This window comes from Mycobacterium syngnathidarum (assembly GCF_001942625.1).
Classification (GTDB): Bacteria; Actinomycetota; Actinomycetes; order Mycobacteriales; family Mycobacteriaceae; genus Mycobacterium; species Mycobacterium syngnathidarum.
Genome location: NZ_MLCL01000001.1, coordinates 51,781 through 72,549 on the forward strand (window position 1 = coordinate 51,781; position 20,769 = coordinate 72,549).

General features: G+C 68.0%; 19 protein-coding genes. 6 read left to right on the forward strand and 13 right to left on the reverse strand.

The genetic code is table 11. The features are described 5' to 3' along the window. Positions 1 to 12 precede the first annotated feature (12 nt). Positions 13 to 2,334, reverse strand: coding sequence for an ATP-dependent zinc metalloprotease FtsH (ftsH, locus tag BKG60_RS00305; RefSeq protein ID WP_075908985.1), 2,322 nt, complete (start codon positions 2,332 to 2,334; stop codon positions 13 to 15). A 133-nt stretch (positions 2,335 to 2,467) separates the two neighbouring features. Here ftsH and BKG60_RS00310 point away from each other — a divergent pair, with 133 nt between their 5' ends. The 4 genes from BKG60_RS00310 to BKG60_RS00325 are packed head-to-tail and all read left to right on the forward strand — an operon-like array spanning position 2,468 to position 6,331. Then, a complete protein-coding gene (locus tag BKG60_RS00310) occupies positions 2,468 to 3,391 on the forward strand; it encodes an alpha/beta fold hydrolase (RefSeq protein ID WP_207553854.1) in 924 nt (307 codons plus the stop codon). Further along, positions 3,388 to 4,575 carry an LLM class flavin-dependent oxidoreductase gene (locus BKG60_RS00315; RefSeq protein WP_075908986.1) on the forward strand — a complete coding sequence of 396 codons (1,188 nt, stop codon included), beginning with the start codon at positions 3,388 to 3,390 and terminating at the stop codon, positions 4,573 to 4,575. Before BKG60_RS00310 ends, BKG60_RS00315 begins: the two co-directional genes overlap by 4 nt. Continuing rightward, entirely contained in the window at positions 4,575 to 5,585 is a 1,011-nt protein-coding gene (locus tag BKG60_RS00320; RefSeq protein WP_070185434.1) for a zinc-binding dehydrogenase, read from the forward strand. Before BKG60_RS00315 ends, BKG60_RS00320 begins: the two co-directional genes overlap by 1 nt. Positions 5,586 to 5,605: 20 nt before the next feature. Next, on the forward strand, positions 5,606 to 6,331 hold the full coding sequence (locus tag BKG60_RS00325; protein WP_070185433.1) for an SIMPL domain-containing protein: 726 nt from the start codon (positions 5,606 to 5,608) through the stop codon (positions 6,329 to 6,331). Positions 6,332 to 6,427: 96 nt separating this feature from the next. On the opposite strand, the gene BKG60_RS00330 is transcribed toward BKG60_RS00325, so the two are convergent. From BKG60_RS00330 to dacB, 5 genes are read right to left on the reverse strand one after another with little or no spacing between them, the layout of a single operon-like run. Then, complete coding sequence (locus BKG60_RS00330) at positions 6,428 to 8,653, reverse strand: molybdopterin-dependent oxidoreductase (protein ID WP_070185432.1); 2,226 nt, start codon at positions 8,651 to 8,653, stop codon at positions 6,428 to 6,430. A 46-nt stretch (positions 8,654 to 8,699) separates the two neighbouring features. Beyond that, positions 8,700 to 9,278 carry a hypoxanthine phosphoribosyltransferase gene (gene hpt, locus BKG60_RS00335; RefSeq protein WP_070185431.1) on the reverse strand — a complete coding sequence of 193 codons (579 nt, stop codon included), beginning with the start codon at positions 9,276 to 9,278 and terminating at the stop codon, positions 8,700 to 8,702. 46 nt (positions 9,279 to 9,324) lie between these two features. Further along, the gene (gene tilS, locus BKG60_RS00340) at positions 9,325 to 10,284 is read right to left on the reverse strand and encodes a tRNA lysidine(34) synthetase TilS (protein WP_070185430.1); all 960 of its coding nucleotides are present in this window, start codon (positions 10,282 to 10,284) and stop codon (positions 9,325 to 9,327) included. Continuing rightward, the gene (locus BKG60_RS00345) at positions 10,263 to 11,339 is read right to left on the reverse strand and encodes a zinc-dependent metalloprotease (RefSeq protein WP_070185429.1); all 1,077 of its coding nucleotides are present in this window, start codon (positions 11,337 to 11,339) and stop codon (positions 10,263 to 10,265) included. The genes tilS and BKG60_RS00345 overlap by 22 nt, the downstream gene beginning before the upstream one ends. Continuing rightward, the gene (gene dacB / locus BKG60_RS00350) at positions 11,327 to 12,709 is read right to left on the reverse strand and encodes a D-alanyl-D-alanine carboxypeptidase/D-alanyl-D-alanine endopeptidase (RefSeq protein ID WP_070185428.1); all 1,383 of its coding nucleotides are present in this window, start codon (positions 12,707 to 12,709) and stop codon (positions 11,327 to 11,329) included. The genes BKG60_RS00345 and dacB overlap by 13 nt, the downstream gene beginning before the upstream one ends. A 127-nt stretch (positions 12,710 to 12,836) precedes the next feature. Between dacB and BKG60_RS00355 the strand changes: the two genes are divergently transcribed. After that, positions 12,837 to 13,325 carry an inorganic diphosphatase gene (locus BKG60_RS00355; RefSeq protein WP_054603540.1) on the forward strand — a complete coding sequence of 163 codons (489 nt, stop codon included), beginning with the start codon at positions 12,837 to 12,839 and terminating at the stop codon, positions 13,323 to 13,325. Positions 13,326 to 13,401: 76 nt separating this feature from the next. Continuing rightward, positions 13,402 to 13,917, forward strand: a complete 516-nt coding sequence (locus BKG60_RS00360) for a 2-oxo-4-hydroxy-4-carboxy-5-ureidoimidazoline decarboxylase (RefSeq protein ID WP_075909014.1) — start codon at positions 13,402 to 13,404, stop codon at positions 13,915 to 13,917. Here BKG60_RS00360 and BKG60_RS00365 read toward each other — a convergent pair. Genes BKG60_RS00365 through BKG60_RS00395 form a run of 7 tightly spaced genes read right to left on the reverse strand, consistent with a single transcriptional unit; the run spans position 13,905 to position 20,764 of the window. After that, the gene (locus tag BKG60_RS00365) at positions 13,905 to 14,858 is read right to left on the reverse strand and encodes a 2-hydroxyacid dehydrogenase (protein ID WP_070185427.1); all 954 of its coding nucleotides are present in this window, start codon (positions 14,856 to 14,858) and stop codon (positions 13,905 to 13,907) included. The two genes, BKG60_RS00360 and BKG60_RS00365, sit on opposite strands and share 13 nt — an antisense overlap. Position 14,859: 1 nt before the next feature. Further along, complete coding sequence (locus BKG60_RS00370; RefSeq protein WP_075908987.1) at positions 14,860 to 16,209, reverse strand: enolase C-terminal domain-like protein; 1,350 nt, start codon at positions 16,207 to 16,209, stop codon at positions 14,860 to 14,862. A gap of 25 nt (positions 16,210 to 16,234) precedes the next feature. Further along, a complete protein-coding gene (locus BKG60_RS00375) occupies positions 16,235 to 17,035 on the reverse strand; it encodes an IclR family transcriptional regulator (protein ID WP_075908988.1) in 801 nt (266 codons plus the stop codon). Position 17,036: 1 nt separating this feature from the next. After that, positions 17,037 to 17,759 (reverse strand): sulfite exporter TauE/SafE family protein, encoded by a 723-nt coding sequence (locus BKG60_RS00380; protein ID WP_075909016.1) that lies wholly within the window; start codon positions 17,757 to 17,759, stop codon positions 17,037 to 17,039. Further along, entirely contained in the window at positions 17,756 to 18,733 is a 978-nt protein-coding gene (locus tag BKG60_RS00385; RefSeq protein ID WP_075908989.1) for an ABC transporter ATP-binding protein, read from the reverse strand. The genes BKG60_RS00380 and BKG60_RS00385 overlap by 4 nt, the downstream gene beginning before the upstream one ends. Beyond that, positions 18,726 to 19,781 carry an ABC transporter ATP-binding protein gene (locus BKG60_RS00390; RefSeq protein WP_083650180.1) on the reverse strand — a complete coding sequence of 352 codons (1,056 nt, stop codon included), beginning with the start codon at positions 19,779 to 19,781 and terminating at the stop codon, positions 18,726 to 18,728. Before BKG60_RS00390 ends, BKG60_RS00385 begins: the two co-directional genes overlap by 8 nt. Beyond that, positions 19,778 to 20,764, reverse strand: a complete 987-nt coding sequence (locus BKG60_RS00395) for an ABC transporter permease (protein WP_075908990.1) — start codon at positions 20,762 to 20,764, stop codon at positions 19,778 to 19,780. The genes BKG60_RS00390 and BKG60_RS00395 overlap by 4 nt, the downstream gene beginning before the upstream one ends. Between the last annotated feature and the right edge of the window lie 5 nt (positions 20,765 to 20,769).

Sequence of the window (20,769 nt, forward strand, 5' to 3'; positions counted from 1 at the left end):
CCGTTCTTCCGATCAGCCGTGGGCCGGGGGGTTGGACCGGTCGGCGTTCTCACTACCGCCGTCCTTACCTGCCTCGCCGCTCGGATTCGGCTGGCCGGGATGTGGATAAGGCTGATACGGGTACGGCTGGGGCTGCTGCCATCCCGACGGATGCGGCGGCGGGTACCAGTAGCCCTGCTGTTGCTGGGGCGGGGGCTGGTATCCCGGCTGCGACGGCGCGGGCGGCCAGCCCGGGGCGTGCCAACCTGCCGGTGCGCCGTAGTCGGGCTGGGTCGTGCCGTTCTGGTTCGAACCGTTCGGGGGCGCGCCGTTGGTCCCGGCACCGTTGGTCTCCTTGGCTGCGCGCTCGGCTTCGGCACTGGCAGCGGCGATGGCGGCCTTGAACGCGGGCTCCGGTACCGGCGGCGGCCACGGCTCGCCACGCTCGATGGCGATCTCGCCCGGTGTCTTGATCGGCGGCTTGTCCGACGGCACCCGGCCGCCGAAGTCGTCGAACATGGTCAGCCGGGGACGCTTCTTCACGTCACCGAAGATGGCCTCCAGCTCGGCCCGGTGCAGCGTCTCCTTCTCCAGGAGCTCGCCGGCCAACGTGTCCAGCACGTCGCGGTATTCGGTGAGGATCTCCCACGCCTCGGTGTGCGCGGCCTCGATGAGCTTGCGCACCTCGTCGTCGATGTCTCGGGCCACCTCGTGACCGAAGTCGGCCTGGGTGCCCATGGTGCGGCCCAGGAACGGGTCGCCGTGTTCGGTGCCGTAGCGCACGGCGCCCAGCTTGGAGCTCATGCCGTACTCGGTGACCATGGCGCGGGCGATCTTGGTGGCCTGCTCGATGTCGGACACCGCACCCGTGGTGGGCTCGCGGAAGACCAGTTCCTCGGCGGCGCGGCCACCCATGGCGAAGACCAGCCGGGCGATCATCTCCGAGCGGGTCATCAGGCCCTTGTCGTCCTCGGGCACCGCGACGGCATGCCCGCCCGTACGGCCGCGGGCCAGGATCGTCACCTTGTAGATCGGCTCGATGTCGGGCATCGCCCACGCGGCCAGGGTGTGCCCGCCCTCGTGGTAGGCGGTGATCTTCTTTTCCTGCTCGCTGATGATGCGGCCCTTGCGGCGCGGGCCACCCACAACCCGGTCGACGGCCTCTTCCAGCGCCGCGCTGGTGACCACGGTGCCGTTCTCGCGGGCGGTGAGCAGCGCGGCCTCGTTGATGACGTTGGCCAGGTCGGCGCCGGACATGCCGACGGTGCGCTTGGCCAGCCCGTCCAGGTCGGCGTCGGGGGCGATCGGCTTGCCCGCCGAGTGCACCTTGAGCACCGCACGACGGCCGGCCAGGTCGGGGTTGGACACCGGGATCTGGCGGTCGAACCGGCCCGGGCGCAGCAGCGCCGGGTCGAGGATGTCGGGCCGGTTGGTGGCGGCGATGAGGATGACGCCCTGGCGGTCGCCGAAGCCGTCCATCTCGACGAGCAGCTGGTTCAGCGTCTGCTCACGCTCGTCGTGGCCGCCGCCCATGCCTGCGCCGCGCTGGCGGCCGACGGCGTCGATCTCGTCGACGAAGATGATGCACGGGCTGTTGGCCTTGGCCTGCTCGAACATGTCGCGGACGCGGGAGGCGCCGACACCGACGAACATCTCGACGAAGTCCGAGCCGGAAATCGTGAAGAACGGCACCCCGGCCTCGCCGGCGACGGCGCGGGCCAGCAGGGTCTTACCGGTTCCGGGCGGGCCGTACAGCAGCACGCCCTTGGGGATCTTGGCGCCCAGGGCCTGATACCGGCTGGGGTTCTGCAGGAAGTCTTTGATCTCGTAGAGCTCTTCGACCGCCTCGTCGACACCGGCGACGTCGGCGAACGTGGTCTTGGGCATGTCCTTGCCCAGCTGCTTGGCCTTGGACTTGCCGAAGCCGAAGCCCATCCGGCCGCCGCCCTGCATCCGGGAGAACATCACGAACAGCGCCACCAGCAACAGCAGCGGCAGCATGTAGATCAACATCGAACCGAGGAAGCTGCCCTGGTTGACGGTGGTGCCGAACTTGATGTTCTTGGCGTCCAACTGATCGGCCAGCTTGAGGGCATAACCGGTCGGGAACTTCGTGATGACCTTGTCGGAGTTCTCGGTCTCTTCCTTGCCGCTCTTCAGATCGAGACGCAGCTGCTGTTCGCGGTCGTCGATCTGGGCGCTGTTGACGTTGTCGGCGCTGATCTGCGCCACCGCCACCGAGGTGTCGACGGGTTTGTAGCCACGGGTGTCGTCGCTGAAATAGAAAAACGACCAGCCCAGCAACAGCACGACCGCGATCACGGTCAGCGTACGGATCACATTTTTGCGGTTCATCGATCACTCGGCCGAGTTCGGCCCGGTCCTTCCAACGTGCGCAGTTGAGACATTCAAGGCTACCGCTAGACCAACGTCCAGCAGTTCCCGACGGTATCTAGCCGACGGCGGACCGCTGTGCTTGGGTGAGATCGTGCTCACACCAACCGAACGGTTAGTCGATACCAACGGCGTGACATTGAAGGTGACCGAGGCGGGTGAACGCGGAAATCCGGTGGTGGTGCTGGCCCACGGTTTTCCCGAGCTGGCCTATTCGTGGCGCCACCAGATTCCGGCCCTGGCGGCGGCCGGTTACCACGTACTCGCCCCTGACCAGCGCGGATACGGTGGTTCGTCGAGACCGCCGGATATCGAGGCCTACACCATCGTGGAGTTGACCGCCGACATCGCGGGGTTGCTCGACGATGTCGGCGCCGACAAGGCAGTGCTCGTCGGCCACGACTGGGGCTCCCCCGTCGTCACCAACTTCCCGTTGTTCTTCCCCGAGCGGGTCCGCGCGGTGGCAGCCTTGAGCGTGGCACCGATCCCGCGGGCACCCGCACCGCCCACGCAGATCTGGCGCAGGATCTTCGGTGACAACTACTTCTACATCCTGCACTTCCAGGAGCCCGGGGTGGCCGACGAGGAACTCGGCGCCGACGTGCGGGAGTCGCTGCGTCGCTCGCTCGGGATGCAGGGTATCGGCGAACCGCTCGACACCCTGGCCGACCGGCCCTTGCCCCCGCTGCCGGACTGGATCAGCGCCGACGAGTTCGAGCACTACGTGCGGGCATTCACCGAGACCGGGTTCACCGGGCCGCTGAACTGGTATCGCAACTTCGACCGGAACTGGGAGCTGACCGAGAGCACTCCCGCGCCGACGATCACCGTGCCCACCCTGTTCCTGGCCGGCACCGCAGACCCGGTGCTGGGCTTCACCCCGCGCGACCGGGTGCGCGACGTGGTCACCGGCGACTACCGCGAAATCCTGATCGAGGGCGCCGGGCACTGGTTGCAGCAGGAGCGGCGCGACGAGGTGAATGCGGCACTGCTCGAATTCCTGGGAGGGCTCAAGTGAATCCATTGAACTTCGGCGTTTTCATCACGCCGTTCCATCCGGTCGGCCAATCACCCACCACCGCACTGCAATACGACATGGATCGGGTGGAGGCGCTGGACCGGCTGGGTTATGACGAGGCCTGGTTCGGCGAACATCATTCGGGCGGTTACGAACTCATCGCCTGCCCGGAGGTGTTCATCGCCGCCGCGGCCGAACGGACCAGACACATCCGGCTGGGCACCGGTGTGGTGTCGCTGCCGTATCACCACCCGCTCATGGTGGCCGACCGGTGGGTGCTGCTCGACCACCTCACCCGCGGTCGGGTGATGTTCGGTACCGGACCGGGCGCGCTGCCCTCGGATGCCTACATGATGGGCATCGACCCGGTGGACCAGCGGCCGATGATGCAGGAGTCCCTCGAGGCGATCCTGGCCCTGTTCCGCGCCGCCCCCGACGAGCGGATCGACCGCAAGACCGACTGGTTCACCCTGCGCGACGCCGCACTGCACATCCGCCCCTACACCTGGCCGTATCCCGAGATCTCGACCGCGGCAATGGTTTCCCCGTCCGGACCGCGCTTGGCCGGGGCGTTGGGCACCTCGTTGCTGTCGCTGTCGATGTCGGTGCCCGGCGGCTACGCGGCGATCGAGACCACCTGGGACACCGTCCGTGATCAGGCCGCCAAATCCGGCCGGGAAGAACCGGACCGGAAGAACTGGCGAGTGCTGGGCGTCATCCACCTCGCCGACACACGCGAACAGGCGATCGAGGACTGCACCTACGGCCTGCAGGATTTCGCCAACTACTTCGGCGCCGCCGGATTCGTGCCGCTGTCGGAGAAGACCGAGGACACCGGCTCCGCATACGAATTCGTGGAAAACTATGCCTCCAAGGGCAATTGCTGCATCGGCACCACGGCCGACGCGATCGCATATATTCAGGATCTGCTGGACCGCTCCGGCGGATTCGGCACCCTGCTACTCCTGGGCCACGACTGGGCGTCACCGGCCGCCACCTTCCATTCCTATGAACTGTTCGCCCGCGAGGTGATCCCGCATTTCAAGGGGCAACTCACTGCGGCTCGGGCCTCACACGAATGGGCCAAAGGCATGCGGGATCAACTGCTGGGCCGGGCCGGTCAGGCGATCGTCAACGCCATCACCGAAGCCACCACCGAAGACTCCACCGAGGGAAAGGGCTGATGCGCGCCGCGGTCCTGCGCGAGGGACGCATGATCGTCCGCGACGACGTGCCCGAACCGGTGCCCGGTCCGGGGCAGGTTCTGGTGGAGGTGAAAGCCTGCGGGATCTGCGGGTCCGACCTCCATTTCGCCAGCCACGGTGCGGACATGCTGGCGGCCGGCGCCGATATGGAGGGCGTGCCCGACATGGACATCGACCTGGCTGGTGACGTCTACATGGGCCACGAGTTCAGCGCCGAGATCCTCGACGCCGGACCGGGAACCGAAGCCCCCGCCGCCGGGACCCTGGTGACCTCGGTCCCGGTGCTGATCTCGGCCGACGGGATCGCACCGATCGTGTACAGCAACACCGCGGTCGGCGGCTACGCCGAGAAGATGCTGCTCTCGGCACCGTTGCTGCTGCCGGTGCCCAACGGGCTGAGCGCCGAGCACGCCGCGCTCACCGAACCGATGGCCGTCGGCCTGCACGCGGTCAACGCGTCGCGCATCGAACCGGGCGAGGCTGCACTCGTCGTGGGCTGCGGACCCGTCGGCATCGCCATCATCGCCGCCCTGAAACTACGTGGCGTGGAAACCATTGTGGCGTCGGACTTCTCGGCCACCCGGCGCGAACTGGCCGCGACCATGGGCGCCCACACCACACTGGATCCGGCCGTGGATTCTCCGTTCCATCAGTGCCAACCCGCGGTGGTGTTCGAGGCGGTCGGCGCCCCCGGGATCATCGACGACGTGCTGCGCCGTGCACCCGCGGGCGTCCGGTTGGTGGTGGCCGGGGTGTGCATGCAACCCGACACCGTGCACCCGTTCTATGCGATCACCAAACAGATCAACATCCAGTTCGTCTTCGGCTACGACCCGGGCGAATTCGCGAACTCGCTGCGTGCGATCGCCGAGGGCGACATCGACGTGGCACCGATGATCACCGGGACCGTGGGCCTGGCCGGCGTGGCCTCCGCGTTCGACGAACTCGCCTCGCCGGATCGGCACTGCAAAGTCCTGGTGACACCGTGATGTCCCGGTAGGGTGCGGTCATGCCGATCGCTGGGAATGCGAAATTGCGGGTCCTCGGCGTTGCCGCGGCGGGATTGATCGCCGTCAGCGCCAGCGCGTGCGACACCACCTCCGGTCCCGCCGGGAGCGCGCCCGACGGCGCCCGCGAGGTGACCGTGGTCGGATCCGGCCAGGTCCAGGGCGTGCCGGACACCTTGACCGCCGATGTGGCCATGGAGTTCACCGCCCCGGACGTCTCGGGTGCGCTCAATCAGTCCAGCCAACGGCAGCAGGCCGTGATCGACGCGGTGGTCGGATCGGGTGTCGACCGCAAAGACATCAGCACCACGCAGGTCAGCGTGCAGCCGCAGTTCACCGACAACACCATCTCGGGCTACCGGGCCAGCAATGCCATCAAGGTCAAGATCCGCGACACCGCCAAGGCTTCGCAAACCCTGGCGTTGATCGCGAGCACCGGAGGCGACGCCACCCGCATCAACTCGGTCGACTACTCGATCGAAGACGACTCGGACCTGGTGCGCGACGCCCGCACCCGCGCTTTCGACGATGCCAAGAACCGCGCCGAGCAGTACGCCGGGTTGTCCGGGCTGCACCTGGGCAAGGTGATCTCGATTTCCGAGCAGTCCGGCGGCTCGACCCCACCCTCGCCTACACCGATGCCGCGGGCGACGATGCAGGCCGTCCCGTTGGAGCCCGGTCAGCAGACCGTGGACTTCTCGGTCACGGTGGTCTGGGAGCTGACCTAACCGCAGCGGGGTTCCCATTGACTTTGAAACCACGCACACCGCTACCCGCAAAAATCCGGCCTCAGCTCAAAGTCAACGACGAGACCGCGGCCGGCCTCAGCCAGCCGGCGCGATGTCGACGGGAATGCCGTTGAGCACCGCGGTGCCCGACAGCGGATCCAGATGCGTGCCGTCGTTGAGTTGGTTGACGTTGGTGCCGGGGCGGCGGGCCGCCAGCCGCTGCCCGGTGCCCTCGCGGTCATGACCCCAGCCGTGGGGTAGCGAGACCACGCCGCGTCGCATGCCGTCGTTCACCTCGATCGGGGCCAGCAGTTCGCCGCCGGGTCCCTTGACCACCGCGATGTCGGTGAGCCCCAGATCGGCGGCATCGTCGGGATGGATCTGCAGCGTGCACTGGTTGGAGCCGCCCGACAACGCCGGCAGGTTGTGCATCCAGCTGTTGTTGGACCGCAGGTGGCGCCGCCCGATCAGCAAGAACCCGCCGGCCGCGCGGTCGAGTGCGTCGCGCAGTCGTGCCACATCGGCGACGATCGGTTCCGGCGCGAGTTCGATTCGCCCGCTTGGGGTTCGCAGGATCTCGGGGATCCTCGGCTGCAGCGGTCCGAGGTCGATGCCGTGCGGGTTGGCCTTCAACCGCTCCATGGTGAGTCCGTCGGGCTTCGCGCCGAAGGCGTCGCCGTAGGGGCCCAGCCGCAGCATCAGGTCCAGGCGGCGTTCATAGCCGGGGCCGTCATACAGCATGGCGGTGAGCTCGTCGGCGTTCCGTCCCGCCACCGGCGAATCGGGGTTGGCGATCTCCTTGGCCAAGGTCGTCGCGATCACCTGGGCGTCGACGAGCGCGGGGTCACCGGCGGCCCCGACACCGTAGAGAATCAGCGCGAGCCGGGACAGGATCTCGGGCTCGTCGGGCCGTCCGTCCAGCGGCAGGGCCGGCGACGAGTACCGCGCGTTGTTGCGCACCGCGAGGTTGTTGAGTGCGACGTCGAAGTGAGCGCTGCGCGACGGCGGAGGCGGCGGCAGGATGACGTCGGCGTGCCGGGTGGTCTCGTTGAGGTACGGGTCGACAGAAAGCATGAAGTCGACGCGGTCGAGCGCCTTGTCCAGCCGGTCGCCGTCGGGTGCGGACAGCACCGGGTTGCCGGCGATGGTGATCATCGCCTTGATCTGTCCTGCACCGGCGGTGTCGATCTCCTCGGCGAGGGCGGCGGCCGGCAGCTCGGAGAGCACTTCGGGATAGCCCGAGACTCGGCTGGTCCACCGCCCGGTCTTGAAGCCGCGTCCAGGTTTCGGCGGGCGCGGTGCGGGTGCGGCGGCTCCGAGTGCGAACATCGCCCCGCCGGGGCGATCGAGGTTGCCGGTGAGCACGTTGATCACATCGACCAGCCAGCTGCCGACGGTCCCGAACTCAACCGTCGACGTTCCGATCCGGCCGTAGACGGCGGCGGTGGGGGCCGCAGCGAGTTCGCGGGCCAGTTCCCGGATCTCGTCGGCATCCACGCCGCATGCCGCCTCTACCGCTTCGGGTGAGAACTCGTCGGCCAGGGTGCGGACCTCCTCGACACCGGTGACGTGCTCGCCGAGCCGCCCGAGGTCGACCAGTTCCTCCTCGAACAGCACGTGCACCAGCGCGAACAGCAGTGCCGCGTCGGTGCCGGGCCGCGGTGCGAGGTGCCGGTCGGCGAGTTTGGCCGTCTGGGTGCGGGCCGGGTCGATGACGACGAGCTGGCCGCCGCGTTTACGCAACGCGCGCAGCTTGCCTCCGAAGTCGGCGGCGGTGGCCAGGCTGCCGTTGGACACCATCGGATTGGCGCCGATGACCACCAGGTAGTCGGTGCGGTCGAGGTCGGGCACGGTGAATGCGACCGGGCTGCCGAACATCAGGCCCAGCGCGACGTGCTTGGGCATCTGGTCCAGCGTGCTGGCGCTGAACACCTGACGGGTGCCCAGGCCCTTGACGATCAGCGGCGCGTACAGGCTGCCGGCGATGGTGTGGGCATTCGGGTTGCCGAGATACACCCCGACCGAGGCGCCGCCGTGCTCGGCGATCACCGCGCCGAGGCGCTCGGTGACGACGGCGTAGGCCTCGTCCCAGGTGGCCTCGCGCAGCACGCCGTCTCGCCGGATCAGGGGCTGTGACAGCCGGTCGGGATCGTTGTCGAGTTCGCCGAAGCTGGCCCCTTTGGGGCAGATGAATCCCGCGCTGAACACGTCGTCGTGGTCGCCGCGCGCGCCGGTCACCCGACCGTCGGAGATCGTGAGCGTCAGGCCGCAGGTGGCCTCGCAGAAGGGGCAGATCCGAAGGGCCGTGCAGGTATCAGCCATGCCTCAAGATTCTGCGCCGGACACCCGCCTTTTGTAAGCCTCCGGCTCACGGCATTTCGTACACCTTCGGTTCGAGGGTGCCGATGTAGGGCAGGTCGCGGTAGCGCTCGGCGAAGTCCAGACCGTAGCCGACGACGAACTCGTTGGGAATGTCGAAACCGACGTAGGCGACGTCGAGTTCGGTCTTGACGGCCTCGGGCTTGCGCAGCAGCGTGCAGACCCGCAGCGAACGCGGGTGGCGGGTGGCCAGGTTGCGCAGCAACCAGGACAGGGTGAGCCCCGAGTCGATGATGTCCTCGACGATCAGCACGTCGCGGTCGTTGATGTCGCGGTCGAGGTCTTTGAGGATGCGCACCACACCCGAGGACGAGGTGGACGAGCCGTACGAGCTGACCGCCATGAACTCCAGCTGCGTGGGCAGCGGGATCGTGCGCGCGAGATCGGTGACGAACATGACCGCACCCTTGAGCACGGTCACCAACAGCAGGTCGTCGTTACCCAGATTGTCTCGATACTCTTCGGCGATCATCTCGGCGAGTTCGACGGTGCGGGTCCGGATCTGCTCCTCGGACAACAGCACCGATTTGATGTCTCCCGCGTACAGCTCGGCAGAGTCGACAGCCACACCGAACAGCGTGCCATGCGAGGCGGCCGCATTCCAACGCGGATCGCTAGACCGGTTCGGTGTGCATCGTCAGCACTCCGCCGCGCCGTACCGCGAACAACCGCTGTTTGCGCAGCCCGGACGCGACGGCCACACCGCCCTGCCCGCGCCAAGCCGTCACCAGCCGATCCACCCCGCGGATCTGGATGTCGGTCAGATCACACGCGCCGCCGGCCAGCAACCAGGCCCGGACCACCCGGCGCCGCAACGCATCGGGCAACGGAGCCAACCGAGCGGTGTCCAGACAACCGGCCTCGGTACGCGCCCCGGCCAACGCTTCGGCGGCCATCGCGTCGAGCGTGTCGACATCCTCGCGCAGCGCCGTCGCGGTGCGAGCCAGCGCCTCGGCTACCCCGCCGCCGAGCACGTCCTCCAAAACCGGCAGCACTTCCTGCCGCAGCCGAACCCGGGTGAACCGGCGGTCGGCATTGTGTGGGTCCTGCCACGGGTGGAGGCCGAGTTCGTCGCAGACCGCGTGTGTCAGCGCGCGACGCACACCCAGCAAAGGCCGGTGCCACGGCGGGTCGTGAGGACGCATCCCCGCGATCGAGCGGGCGCCCGATCCGCGGCCGAGTCCCAGCAGCACCGTCTCGGCCTGGTCGTCGAGCGTATGGCCGAGCAGTACCGGCGCGCCGTCGCGGGCCGAATCGAGTGCCTCGTAGCGGGCCCGACGTGCCGCCGCCTCCGGACCACCGGCGCGACCCACCTCAACCGAAAGAACCTGCGCCCCAACGCATCCCATTTCCAGAGCCTGCCGGCGCGCCGCATCGGCGACGGTATCCGATCCGGCTTGCAGCCGATGGTCGACGATCAGTGCGGTGGTGGGCCGCAGCGCCGCCGCGACCGCGGTAAGCGCCACCGAGTCCGGGCCACCCGAGAGCGCCACACACCAGCTCTCACCGTCGATTCGCTCCCCCGCGACCGCCACGGCTTGCCGCAGCGCGGCTACAGCACCCGTTCGATCCATCGTTGCGGTTCGTCGATCTCGTCGGGTTGCGGCAGGGTGTCGGGGCTCGTCCAGATCGTGTTGAACCGGGCCATCCCGACCCTCGACACCACATGGTCGACGAACGCCTTGCCTCGGGTGTACTGGCTGATCTTGGCGTCGAAGCCCAGTAGCGCGCGGACCACGCGCTGCAGTGGTGGTTGCTTGCGCTGCCTGCGTTCATCGAAGCGACGCCGGATGGTCGAGACCGTGGGAACCACCGCCGGACCGACGGCATCCATCACATGATCGGCATGCCCTTCCAGCAGGGTGCCCAGCACCAACAGCTGATCGAGCGCGCGGCGCTGCGGCTCGGCCTGAACTGCGCGCATCAGCCCAAGCACACCGGACGAGTTCGGGTCGGGCGTGGACCCGTTGCGCTGGTTGCGGACGAACTCGGCGAGCCGGCCCACCATCTCGTTGACATCGTCGCCGGCGTCCTGCGTGAGCACGGCCAGCGCCTGCGACATGTGGTCGGTCAGCCAGGGGTTGGCCCGGAACTGCACCCGGTGGGTGACCTCGTGCAGGCACACCCAGAGCCGGAAATCGGCTGGGGTGACCCGCAACTGGCGTTCCACCGCGATCACGTTCGGATACACCAGCAACAGCTCGCCGCCGTCGGGACCGAACGGATCGTACTGGCCGAGAATGCCCGAGGAGATGAAGGCCAGCACCGCGCCGGTTTGCGCGCCGGTCACCTTGCCGGTGATGAATCCCGGCTTCTGCGTATCACTTTCGTCGCCAGGGTGGGCGCCGGTGGTCATCACCCGCATCGATCGGGTGGCCGCGCGGATCCAGGCCGGCCGGTCCACCACCCGGGCGTCGGGCACCACGGCGCCCTCGATCAGGCCCGTCACCTCCCGAACGGGCAGCTCGGCAGCCTTGGAACTCTCCGACAGCTGCTCGATCACCTGGTCGCGGGTGTAGTCGGTGGACAGCGGGGCCGGCCTGGCCAGCTTCATCCCGACCGTCGCGGCGAAATCCCAGTCGACGGCGCGTCCCGCGGTGACGGCGACCCGCTCGCTCACGTGCCACATCCGCACGACCGCAGCACCGCGGCCAGCGCATCGATCGCGGTGCGCCCGGTCGGCCCGGCGTCGTTGGAGATCAGCGCAAATGTCAGTACCCGCCCGCTGTCGTCGGTGACGATCCCGGCCAGTGCATTGGTGCCGGTCAGCGATCCGGTCTTGGCCCGCAGCCAGCCCGCGGCGTCACGCCCGGAATCGGTGTCGAGGTACCGGTTGGACAACGTGCCGCTGCCGCCGGCGATGGGCAGCAGGTCCACCAGCGGACGGACGGCCGGTTCGGTGTTGCCCGCCGCGATGTTGACCACATCGTCGAGGATCCGCGCGGTCAACCGGTCTTCGGTCGACAGGCCGCTGGAATCGACCAGCCTGGCGGCCGACACGTCGATGCCGATGCCCTTCAGTTGGCTCAGCACCGCGTCGACTCCGCCGTCGAAGCTCTGCGACCGGTTCAGTTGGGCGGCAACCTCACGGGCGATCGACTCGGCCATCACGTTGTCGGACTCGTTCATCATCTGGCGCAACCGCTCGATCAGCGGCGCGGACTGCACCGCGGCGATCTGCCTGGCGCCCGGGACCGCGCTGGCCAGCACCGTCACCGACGCGGGATCCACCTTGAGCGCGGTGGCCAGGGCGCGGCCCGCATCGAGGGCCGGCGTGGTCGACCGCCTGGATTCCACCGTCGTCGGCTGGATCCGCCCGCCGTCGAGCATCACCGGTTCCATCGGTGCGATGTCACCGCCTTCGATGTCGGCCGGATCCCAGCCCGGCGCCATCGCCGGACCGCTGTAGGCGCTGGTGTCGACCCGGACCGCGGTGACGGTCATGCCGGTGTTGCGCACCTGCTCGGCCAGGTCACTGATCCGGGCCGCACCCTTGTACCAGGTGTCGGTGTCCTCAGGCGCCGCCGAGAGCGTGGTGTCGCCGCCGCCCTTGAGCACCACCAGACCGGGCTGCGAATCCACGGCCAGGACCGTGGTGGCCAACCGGGCATTGCGGTCGAGCGTGAGCAGAGCGGCCGCGGTGGTCAGCACCTTGTTGACCGAGGCCGGCTGCATCGGCACCCCGGAATTCTGTTCCCACAGTTCGGCGCCGGTTTCGGCGTCGGTGATCCGGCCGGTCACCTCGCCGAGGTCTGGATTGGCCAGGGCCGGCGCCAACGCGGACGCCAGGCCACTCACGGTCGGTGTCGGCGCGGACATGTCCACCGGGACAACCCCCGGGCTGGCGGTCGCCGGCGGGGGTGCGGGCGGGGCCGCCTCGGCGTCGCTGGACCGGTGCCCGGTGAACACGGCGGCAACCGCGACGACAGCGGCGACCAGCACCAGGACCACGACGCCAACCGCCACATGGGTGGACTGCCGCCACCGTGTGGGCCGCATATTTCTCCTGCTCTGCCGGTGGTGGGGACGAGCCACCCGTTTAGGCCAGACTAACGCTCCATTAGGGTTGACCCGCGTCGTCGCCCGACGACCCAAGACCGACCGCACATGCGAAGGAGCCACGACGGTGAAGTTCGACGTCGTCATCGAGATCCCGAAGGGTTCGCGCAACAAGTACGAGGTTGACCACGAGACCGGCCGGGTCAAGCTCGACCGCTACCTCTACACCCCGATGGGCTACCCCGCCGATTACGGCTTCTTCGAGGACACCCTCGGCGAAGACGGCGACCCGCTGGATGCGCTGGTCCTGCTGCCCGAGTCGGTGTTCCCCGGTTGCACCGTCGAGGCCCGCCCGGTCGCCATGTTCAAGATGACCGACGAGGCCGGCGGCGACGACAAGTTGCTGTGTGTGCCTGCCGGTGATCCGCGCTGGGACCACATCCAGGACCTCGGTGACGTGTCGCAGTTCGAGCTCGACGCGATCAAGCACTTCTTCGTGCACTACAAGGACCTGGAGCCGGGCAAGTTCGTCAAGACCGCCGACTGGGTGGGTCGCGAAGAGGCCGAGGCCGAGTTGCAGCGTTCGGTCGAGCGGTTCAAGGCCGAAGGCCACTAGATCCCCGAGAGTTAGCCTCGCCGTAACACGGGGTAACTCCCCTGTGCTCTGCGCCTCTCATGCTGAGCAGGTGTTGATGCATCAGGGCATGGGACTTGAGGCGTACAACGCATTGCCCACGCGCCGTGCGGTGCACGCTGTGTACGAATGCTGCTACAGCGTGGTGCTGGCGACCGATCTGGCCGGCGGGCGCCCGTTCGCCGACCACAACTCGCTGTTCCGGCAGGCCGACGCCCTGCTGTTCAGCCTCGGTGAGGATTCCATCGACCGCGCGCTGCAGGCCTATCCGCATATCGGCAGGCGTCCGCGCAGCCCGAAGTCGGTCTGCGAGCAGTGCTCGGTCTGGGATGACGATCCCACCGTGATGACACAGCTCAACACCGAGGTGCAGCACTACACCCAGCGCTTCGGGTTCGGCTTCGTGATGTTCGTCGAGGACTGCTGCGCACAAAGAGCCCTGGCCGGGATCACCGACCGGTTGCACAACGACCGTGAGACCGAACGCAAGGTGGTCCGCAACGAGTTGGCCCGGATCAACCGGGCCCGGCTCGAACGCATGCTCGGCCCCGAGGGCGGCTACTACAACTGGTGAGTCAGTGGCTCACCGCGATCGAGCCTGCCGATGTTGGCGGCGATCTCCTCGGCCCGGCCGCCGAACGTGTCGGTGGTGACGCCCGACGAATGCGGCGTCATCAACACGTTGGCCAGTTCACCGAACGGCAGCTCACTCGGCACCCCCTGCCCGCCCGGGCCGGGGTAGCGGTACCAGACATCGATGGCGGCAGCCCTGATCGAGCCCTCCAGCAGCGCATCGTAGAGCGCGCGCTCGGCCACCAGGGGCCCGCGCCCGACGTTGATCAGCACACCATCGGCACCCAGTGCCCGAAGCTGCTCGGCGCCGATCATGCCTTCGGTCTGTGCGGTGAGCGGCGCCGACACCACGACCACATCGGACTCCGTCATGAGCCGGTTCAGCGCGGCCGTGTCGCCCGCCCAGGACAGGCCGTTCGCCACGGCGTCGACCCGCCCCGATCCGGTCACCGCGGCCCCGGTCGAGCCGAGGCTCCGGAACAATTCCCAGACGCGTCGGCCGATGTGGCCGAACCCGACCAGACCGACGCGGGCCGCACCGATGGCAGGCAACTGCGGCAGGTCGGAGTCGTAGACCGAGCTGGCCCATATCCCTCGGCGCAGTGCCCTGTCCTGCGCCAGGAAGTCGCGGCGCAGCAACACCGCAGCCGCGAGCACATACTCCGCGATGGACCGTTCATGGTGGAAGGTGTTGGCCACCAATGTCTCTGGCTGCAACGCGGAGAAGTCGATCTTGTCGGTGCCGGCCCCCGCGACGTGCACGAGGCGCAGTTTCTCGGCCGCGGCCGCCATCTCGGCGGTGAACCGGCCGCCCACGAACACGTCGGCGTCCCGCAGGTCATCGATGCTGCCGTTCCAGATCACCTCGGCCCCCGGCGGCAGCGCGGCTTCGAAGCGCTCGCGGTGAGCCAGCAGGTTGGGTTCCACGACGACGATCAACATGTCAATCCCGCTGCAGCGCAGGTCGCTTGCTGTCGAACTTCCAACCGGGGATCAGGTACTGCATGGCCACCGCGTCGTCCCGGGCGCCCAGCCCCTTGGCCAGGTACAGCTCGTGCGCCGCGGCGACCCGCTCTTCATCGAGCTCGACACCCAGCCCCGGCGCTTCAGGCACATCGAGATAGCCGTCGACAATTCGGTAGGGCGCCTTGGTGATCCGCTGGCCGTCCTGCCAGATCCAATGGGTATCGATGGCCGTGATGTCACCCGGCGCGGCCGCCGCCACATGGGTGAACAAGGCCAGGGAAACGTCGAAGTGGTTGTTGGAGTGCGACCCCCACGTCAAACCCCAGGCATCGCAGAGCTGAGCGACCCGGACCGAGCCGCTCATGGTCCAGAAGTGCGGATCGGCCAGGGGGATGTCGACGGCGCCAGCCCGGATCGCATGCCCCATCTCCCGCCAGTCGGTGGCGATCATGTTGGTCGCTGTCGGGAGTCCGGTGGCCCGTTTGAACTCCGCCATCACCTCACGCCCGGAGAACGTGCCTTCGGGTCCGACCGGATCCTCGGCATAGGCCAGCACGTCGGTGAGCTGACGGCAGGTGTCGATGGCGTCGGCCAGCAGCCAGCCACCGTTGGGGTCCAACGTTATCCGTGCATCGGGGAACCGTTCGGCCAGCGCGGTGACCGCCTTGGCCTCGTCGGCCACGGGCAACACGCCGCCCTTGAGTTTGAAGTCGCGGAAGCCGTAGCGGGCGCGGGCAGCTTCGGCGAGCCGGACCACACCCTCGGGCGAAAGCGCCTCGTCGTGGCGGATGCGCTGCCATTCATCGGCGCCGTCCGGCTCATCGGCCGCGGACTGGTACTCCAGGTCGGTACGGTTGCGATCGCCCACGAAGAACAGATAGCCCAATGCCTGAACGCGCTTGCGCTGCTGGCCGTCGCCCAGCAGCGCAGCGACCGGCACGCCCAGGTGCTTGCCCAGCAGGTCCAGCAGCGCCGACTCCACGGCGGTGACGGCGTGCACCATGACCCGCAGATCGAAGGTCTGGGCGCCCCGGCCTGCGCTGTCGCGGCCGGCGAACTCGCGGCGGATGCTCGCCAGGATGGCGTGATACCCGCCCAGGGACCGGCCGACCACCAGCGGCCTGGCATCGTCGAGGGTCCGCCGGATCGCCTCACCGCCCGGCACCTCCCCGACCCCGGTGTTGCCGTCGGAATCCCTGAGTATCAACAGGTTTCTGGTGAAGAACGGTCCGTGCGCGCCGCTGAGGTTCAGCAGCATGCTGTCATGACCGGCGATCGGTATCACGGTCAGTTCGGTCACCACAGGCGTCGAGCTCTGCGTACTCATCGGTGCTCCAATCTCGTTGACAAAGTCACGCGAACCATTTGTCCCCGTTCGCAACCGGGCGGACCACCCGCGATACCTTGTCGCACACCAGCCGCAGGGCGTCGACGATCTCGCGTTCCCGCTCCGCCGTCAGACGCGACAGCGGGACTGACGCACTGATCGCGTCTTGCGCCGGATGCCGGTAGCGCAGCGTGACCGCGAAACACTTGATGCCCTGCGTGTTTTCCTCGTCGTCGGTGGCATAGCCCCGAACCCGGACCTCGTCGAGAGCCGCATCGAGAGCGGTCCGGTCGGTGAACGTGCGGGGGGTCAGCGGTGTCAGCGGGTCCGGGATGTGCGAATCGAGTTCGGCGCCGAACCGCTCGGCGAGCAGAGCCTTGCCGAGTGCGGTGGCATAGGCCGGCAGGCGGCGTCCCACCTTGTTGTGGGTGCGCACGTACTGGCGGGACTCCCGGGTGGCCAGGTAGACGACGTCGTGGCCGTCGAGCCGGGCGAGGTGGAACGTCTCGTCGAGCTGACCGCGCAGGTCTTCGAGGAAGGGCGCGATCATCGGCAGGTACGGGTCGGCGTCGAGGTAGCTGGTTCCCACCAGCAGCGCCCGCATGCCGATGCTGTACTGCGTACCCACATCGTCGGACCGCACCCAGCCCTGGGCCACCAGAGTCCGCAGCAGGGCATGGGCCGAGCTGCGCGGCATCTCAAGTGCGGCGCAGATTTCCCGGATGCGAGTGGGCTCGTCAGGGCGCGCCGCCAGGAACTCCAGCAGCTCGACCGTGCGCACGGCCGATTTGACCTTGCGTACCGAAACACTGTCATCGCCGGTCAATTCACCCTCCTATCAACTGACGGACGATCAACACCACGGCCCCGATGGTGGATATCGCGATGGCCGTCCACCGCTGACGCTGCCGATCCAAGTGCCGGTTGGCCCACCGCGACAGCGCATAGCCGACGATGCACGCCGGGACCAGCATCGCGAACACCACGACGGTGTGGTGGTCGACGGAACCGGTGAGCGCGAGCACCACGAGCGACAGGGCCGAGCCGACGAGAAAGAACCCGCTCATCGTGCCGCGCAACCGGGCACCGGTGTTGTTCTGCCACACCAGCGCCATCGGCGGCCCACCGATGGAGGTCGCGGTGCCGAGCAGGCCCGAGGTGGCGCCGGCCAGCACCAGATTGCGCCGGTGCGGCGCGGGGATCCAGCCCATACTCGTCAGCGCCACGCCGCCCAGAACCACCGCCGCCAGCGCATACGCCAACACCTGCTTGGGCATCACCATCAGTAGCAGTGCCCCGGCCACGGTGCCGGGAAGCCGTCCCGCCAAGGCCCATCCGGTTCCGGCGAGATCGACATCCTCACGCTCGCGGATCACCACCATGAGCGTCACGATGGTGGCGAGCATGATGAGCGTGCCCGGGATCAACCCGGGATCCACGATCGCCACGATCGGCGCCGCCAGCATGCCCATGCCGAATCCGATGGAGGCCTGCATGCAGGACGCCAGCACGATGGCGGCGGCGACGATCCCGTAGCCGGCGATGCTCACGCCGACACCGGCATCGCCGGCTCCAACGGGTGGTGGCACTCGGAGATATGGCCGTCGACGTCCGCGGTTGGCGTCGGCACCTGCATCGCGCAGATCTCGGTGGCTTTCCAGCATCGCGTGCGGAACCGGCAGCCCGACGGGGGATTCAGTGGCGACGGCACCTCACCCTTGAGCAGGATCCGGTCTTTGCGCTGGGCCGCATCGAGTTTCGGTGCGGCCGACATCAGTGCCGCGGTGTAGGGATGCCGCGGGTTCCGGTAGACGTCCTCGGTGCGGCCGCTCTCGATCATTCGGCCCAGGTACATCACCGTGACGCGATCGGCGACGTGGCGGACCACCGACAGGTCGTGCGAGATGAAGATGTAGGAGATGCCCAATTCCTGTTGCAGGTCGTTGAGCAGGTTGAGTACCTGAGCTTGGACCGAGAGGTCGAGTGCCGAGACCGGTTCGTCGCAGATGATGACATCGGGGTTGAGCGCCAGGGCCCGGGCGATGCCGATGCGTTGCCGTTGTCCACCGGAGAACTCCTGCGGGTACTTGCCCGCGGCTTTGGGGCCCAGGCCGACCATGTCGAGCAGACCACGCACCCGCATCTCCCGGTCCTTGCGGTTGGGGTGCAGGGTTTTGTGCGTGTGCCAGGGCTCGGCGATGATGTCGCCCGCGGTCATGCGGGAGTTCAGCGACGCGTAGGGGTCCTGGAACACCATCTGGACGCGGCGCCGGAACTTCAGCAGCTCGGCACCACGCAGCCGGAACGGGTCGATACCGTCGAAGGTCACGCTGCCCGAATCCGGGCGCTCGAGCATCATCAGGGTCCGCGCCAAGGTGGACTTGCCGCAACCGGATTCACCGACCAGGCCGAGCGTTTCACCGCGGCCGAGGTCGAGGTTGATGCCGTCGAGGGCGGCCAGCTGGTTCTTGCCCACGCGGAACGACTTGCGCAGATCACGGACGGTGAGCAGGTTTTCAGACATCTGTTACATCTCCTCGCGAGCGGGCGTCGACCTCGTCGGCGAAGTGGCAGGCGCTGCGCCGTACGTCGCCCTCGAGCACGGGCCTGGTGGTGACGCAAAGGTCGCGGGCCAACGGGCAACGGTCCTGGTAAACGCAGCCGGCCGGGATCGAGTGCAGGTCGGGCGGGGCACCGCCGATGGACTTGAGCGTCTCGCCGCGGACCGCGCTCACCGGGACGGAGTCGAGCAGTCCCTTGGTGTAGGGGTGCCTGGGATTGGCGAAAACCTCTGCCACCGGGCCGGTTTCGACAACCTGGCCGGCGTACATCACCGCGACCTGATCCGCTTCCTCGGCCACCAGCGCCAGATCGTGGGTGATCAGCACGACGGCCATGTCGAACTCGGTACGCAGGCTCTTGAGCAGCGCCATGATCTGCGCCTGCACGGTGACATCGAGTGCGGTGGTCGGTTCGTCGGCGATCAGCACCCGCGGGTTCAGAGCGACGGCCATCGCGATCAGCAGCCGCTGCCGCATCCCGCCGGAGAACTGGTGTGGATAGGACTTCATCCGCTCCTCCGGCTGCGGAATCCCCACGCGCGCCATCAGTTCCACCGCTTTTCGCTTGGCGTCCTTGGCGTTCATGCCGTGGTGGATGCGGAACGGCTCGGCCAACTGGGTGCCGACGGTGTAGAGCGGGTTGAGTGCGGTCAAGGCGTCCTGGAACACGATGGCCAGCTCGGGTCCGGCCAGCTTGCGCCGGGTCTTGCGGTCGGCGGCGAGGATGTCCACGTCGGCCAAGGTCGCGGTACCTTCGACCACCTCGGCGACCGGTTCGAGTAACCCGACCAGCGCGGTGGCGGTCATCGATTTACCGCAACCGGATTCACCCAGCAGGGCCAGGGTCTGGCCGCGGCGCGCCGCGAAGCTGACGTGGTCGACGGCGCGCACCGTTCCGGTGATGGTGCGGATGTCGACGGTGAGCCCGTCCACCACCAGCGCGGGTTCGGTGTCGAAGTGCTCGGAGATGGTCGGCTGTTCGGCGACACTGTTGCTCAACTGGGAAGTCATCCGAGGGCCTTTCCGGATTTGGTGAAGCGCGACAGGCGTTTCTGCGGGACGGTGAGCCGCCAGCGCTGTCCGGGGTCGGTGGCGATCCGGGCCCAGGCGGCCAGGATGGTGGCCGAGACCGTGGTGATGACGATGGCCAGCCCCGGGAAGAACGAGAGCCACCACGCGGTGTGCAGGTAGGTGCGGCCCTGCGAAACCATCAGGCCCCAGCTGACATCCGGCGGCTGGATGCCGATACCCAGGAAGCTGAGCGAGGATTCGGCCAGCATGACGTAGCAGAAGTCCAGTGTGGCCACGGTGAGCAGGGTGGGCAGCACGATCGGCACCACGTGCCGGACGATGATGGACCGTCCACTGGCCCCGAACGTGCGGGCGGCATCCACGAACACCCGGCTGGACAGTTCGGCCGACTCGGCGCGGGCGGTGCGCAGGTACACCGGAATGCGGGTGATGGCCAGCACCGCAACGATATTGGCCGCACTCGGGGAGAACACGTAGAGCACCACCACGGCCAGCAGCAACGAGGGGAAGCTCATGATGACGTCGGCCACCCGCATCGCCAGCGTTTCCCGCCAGCCGCGGTAGTAGCCGGCCCACATCCCGATCAGCGATCCGGCGACCGCCGAGATCACCACGGCGGGGACGGCCACCGACAGCGTGGTGCGGCACGCGACGATCAAACGGGCGAGCATGCTGCGGCCCAGGGGGTCGGTGCCGAGAACGTTCGCCCAGCCGTGCGCAAGCGTGAACGGCGCCTGGTTCGAATTGTCGAGGTCGATCTGGGTGGCGAGGTTGCCGACCAGCATCGGCCCGAACACCGCGGTAAGGATCACCAGGCCCAGCACCACGACAGCGGCGGCGGCGACCCGGTCGTTGACCAGCAGCCGGAACCACACCGAGCGTCTGCGGGTCGGTTCAGCCTCCGGTTCGCCAACGATAGCGGTGGTGGGCTTGACTGGTACCAGGTCGATTTGAGTGCTCACGATGT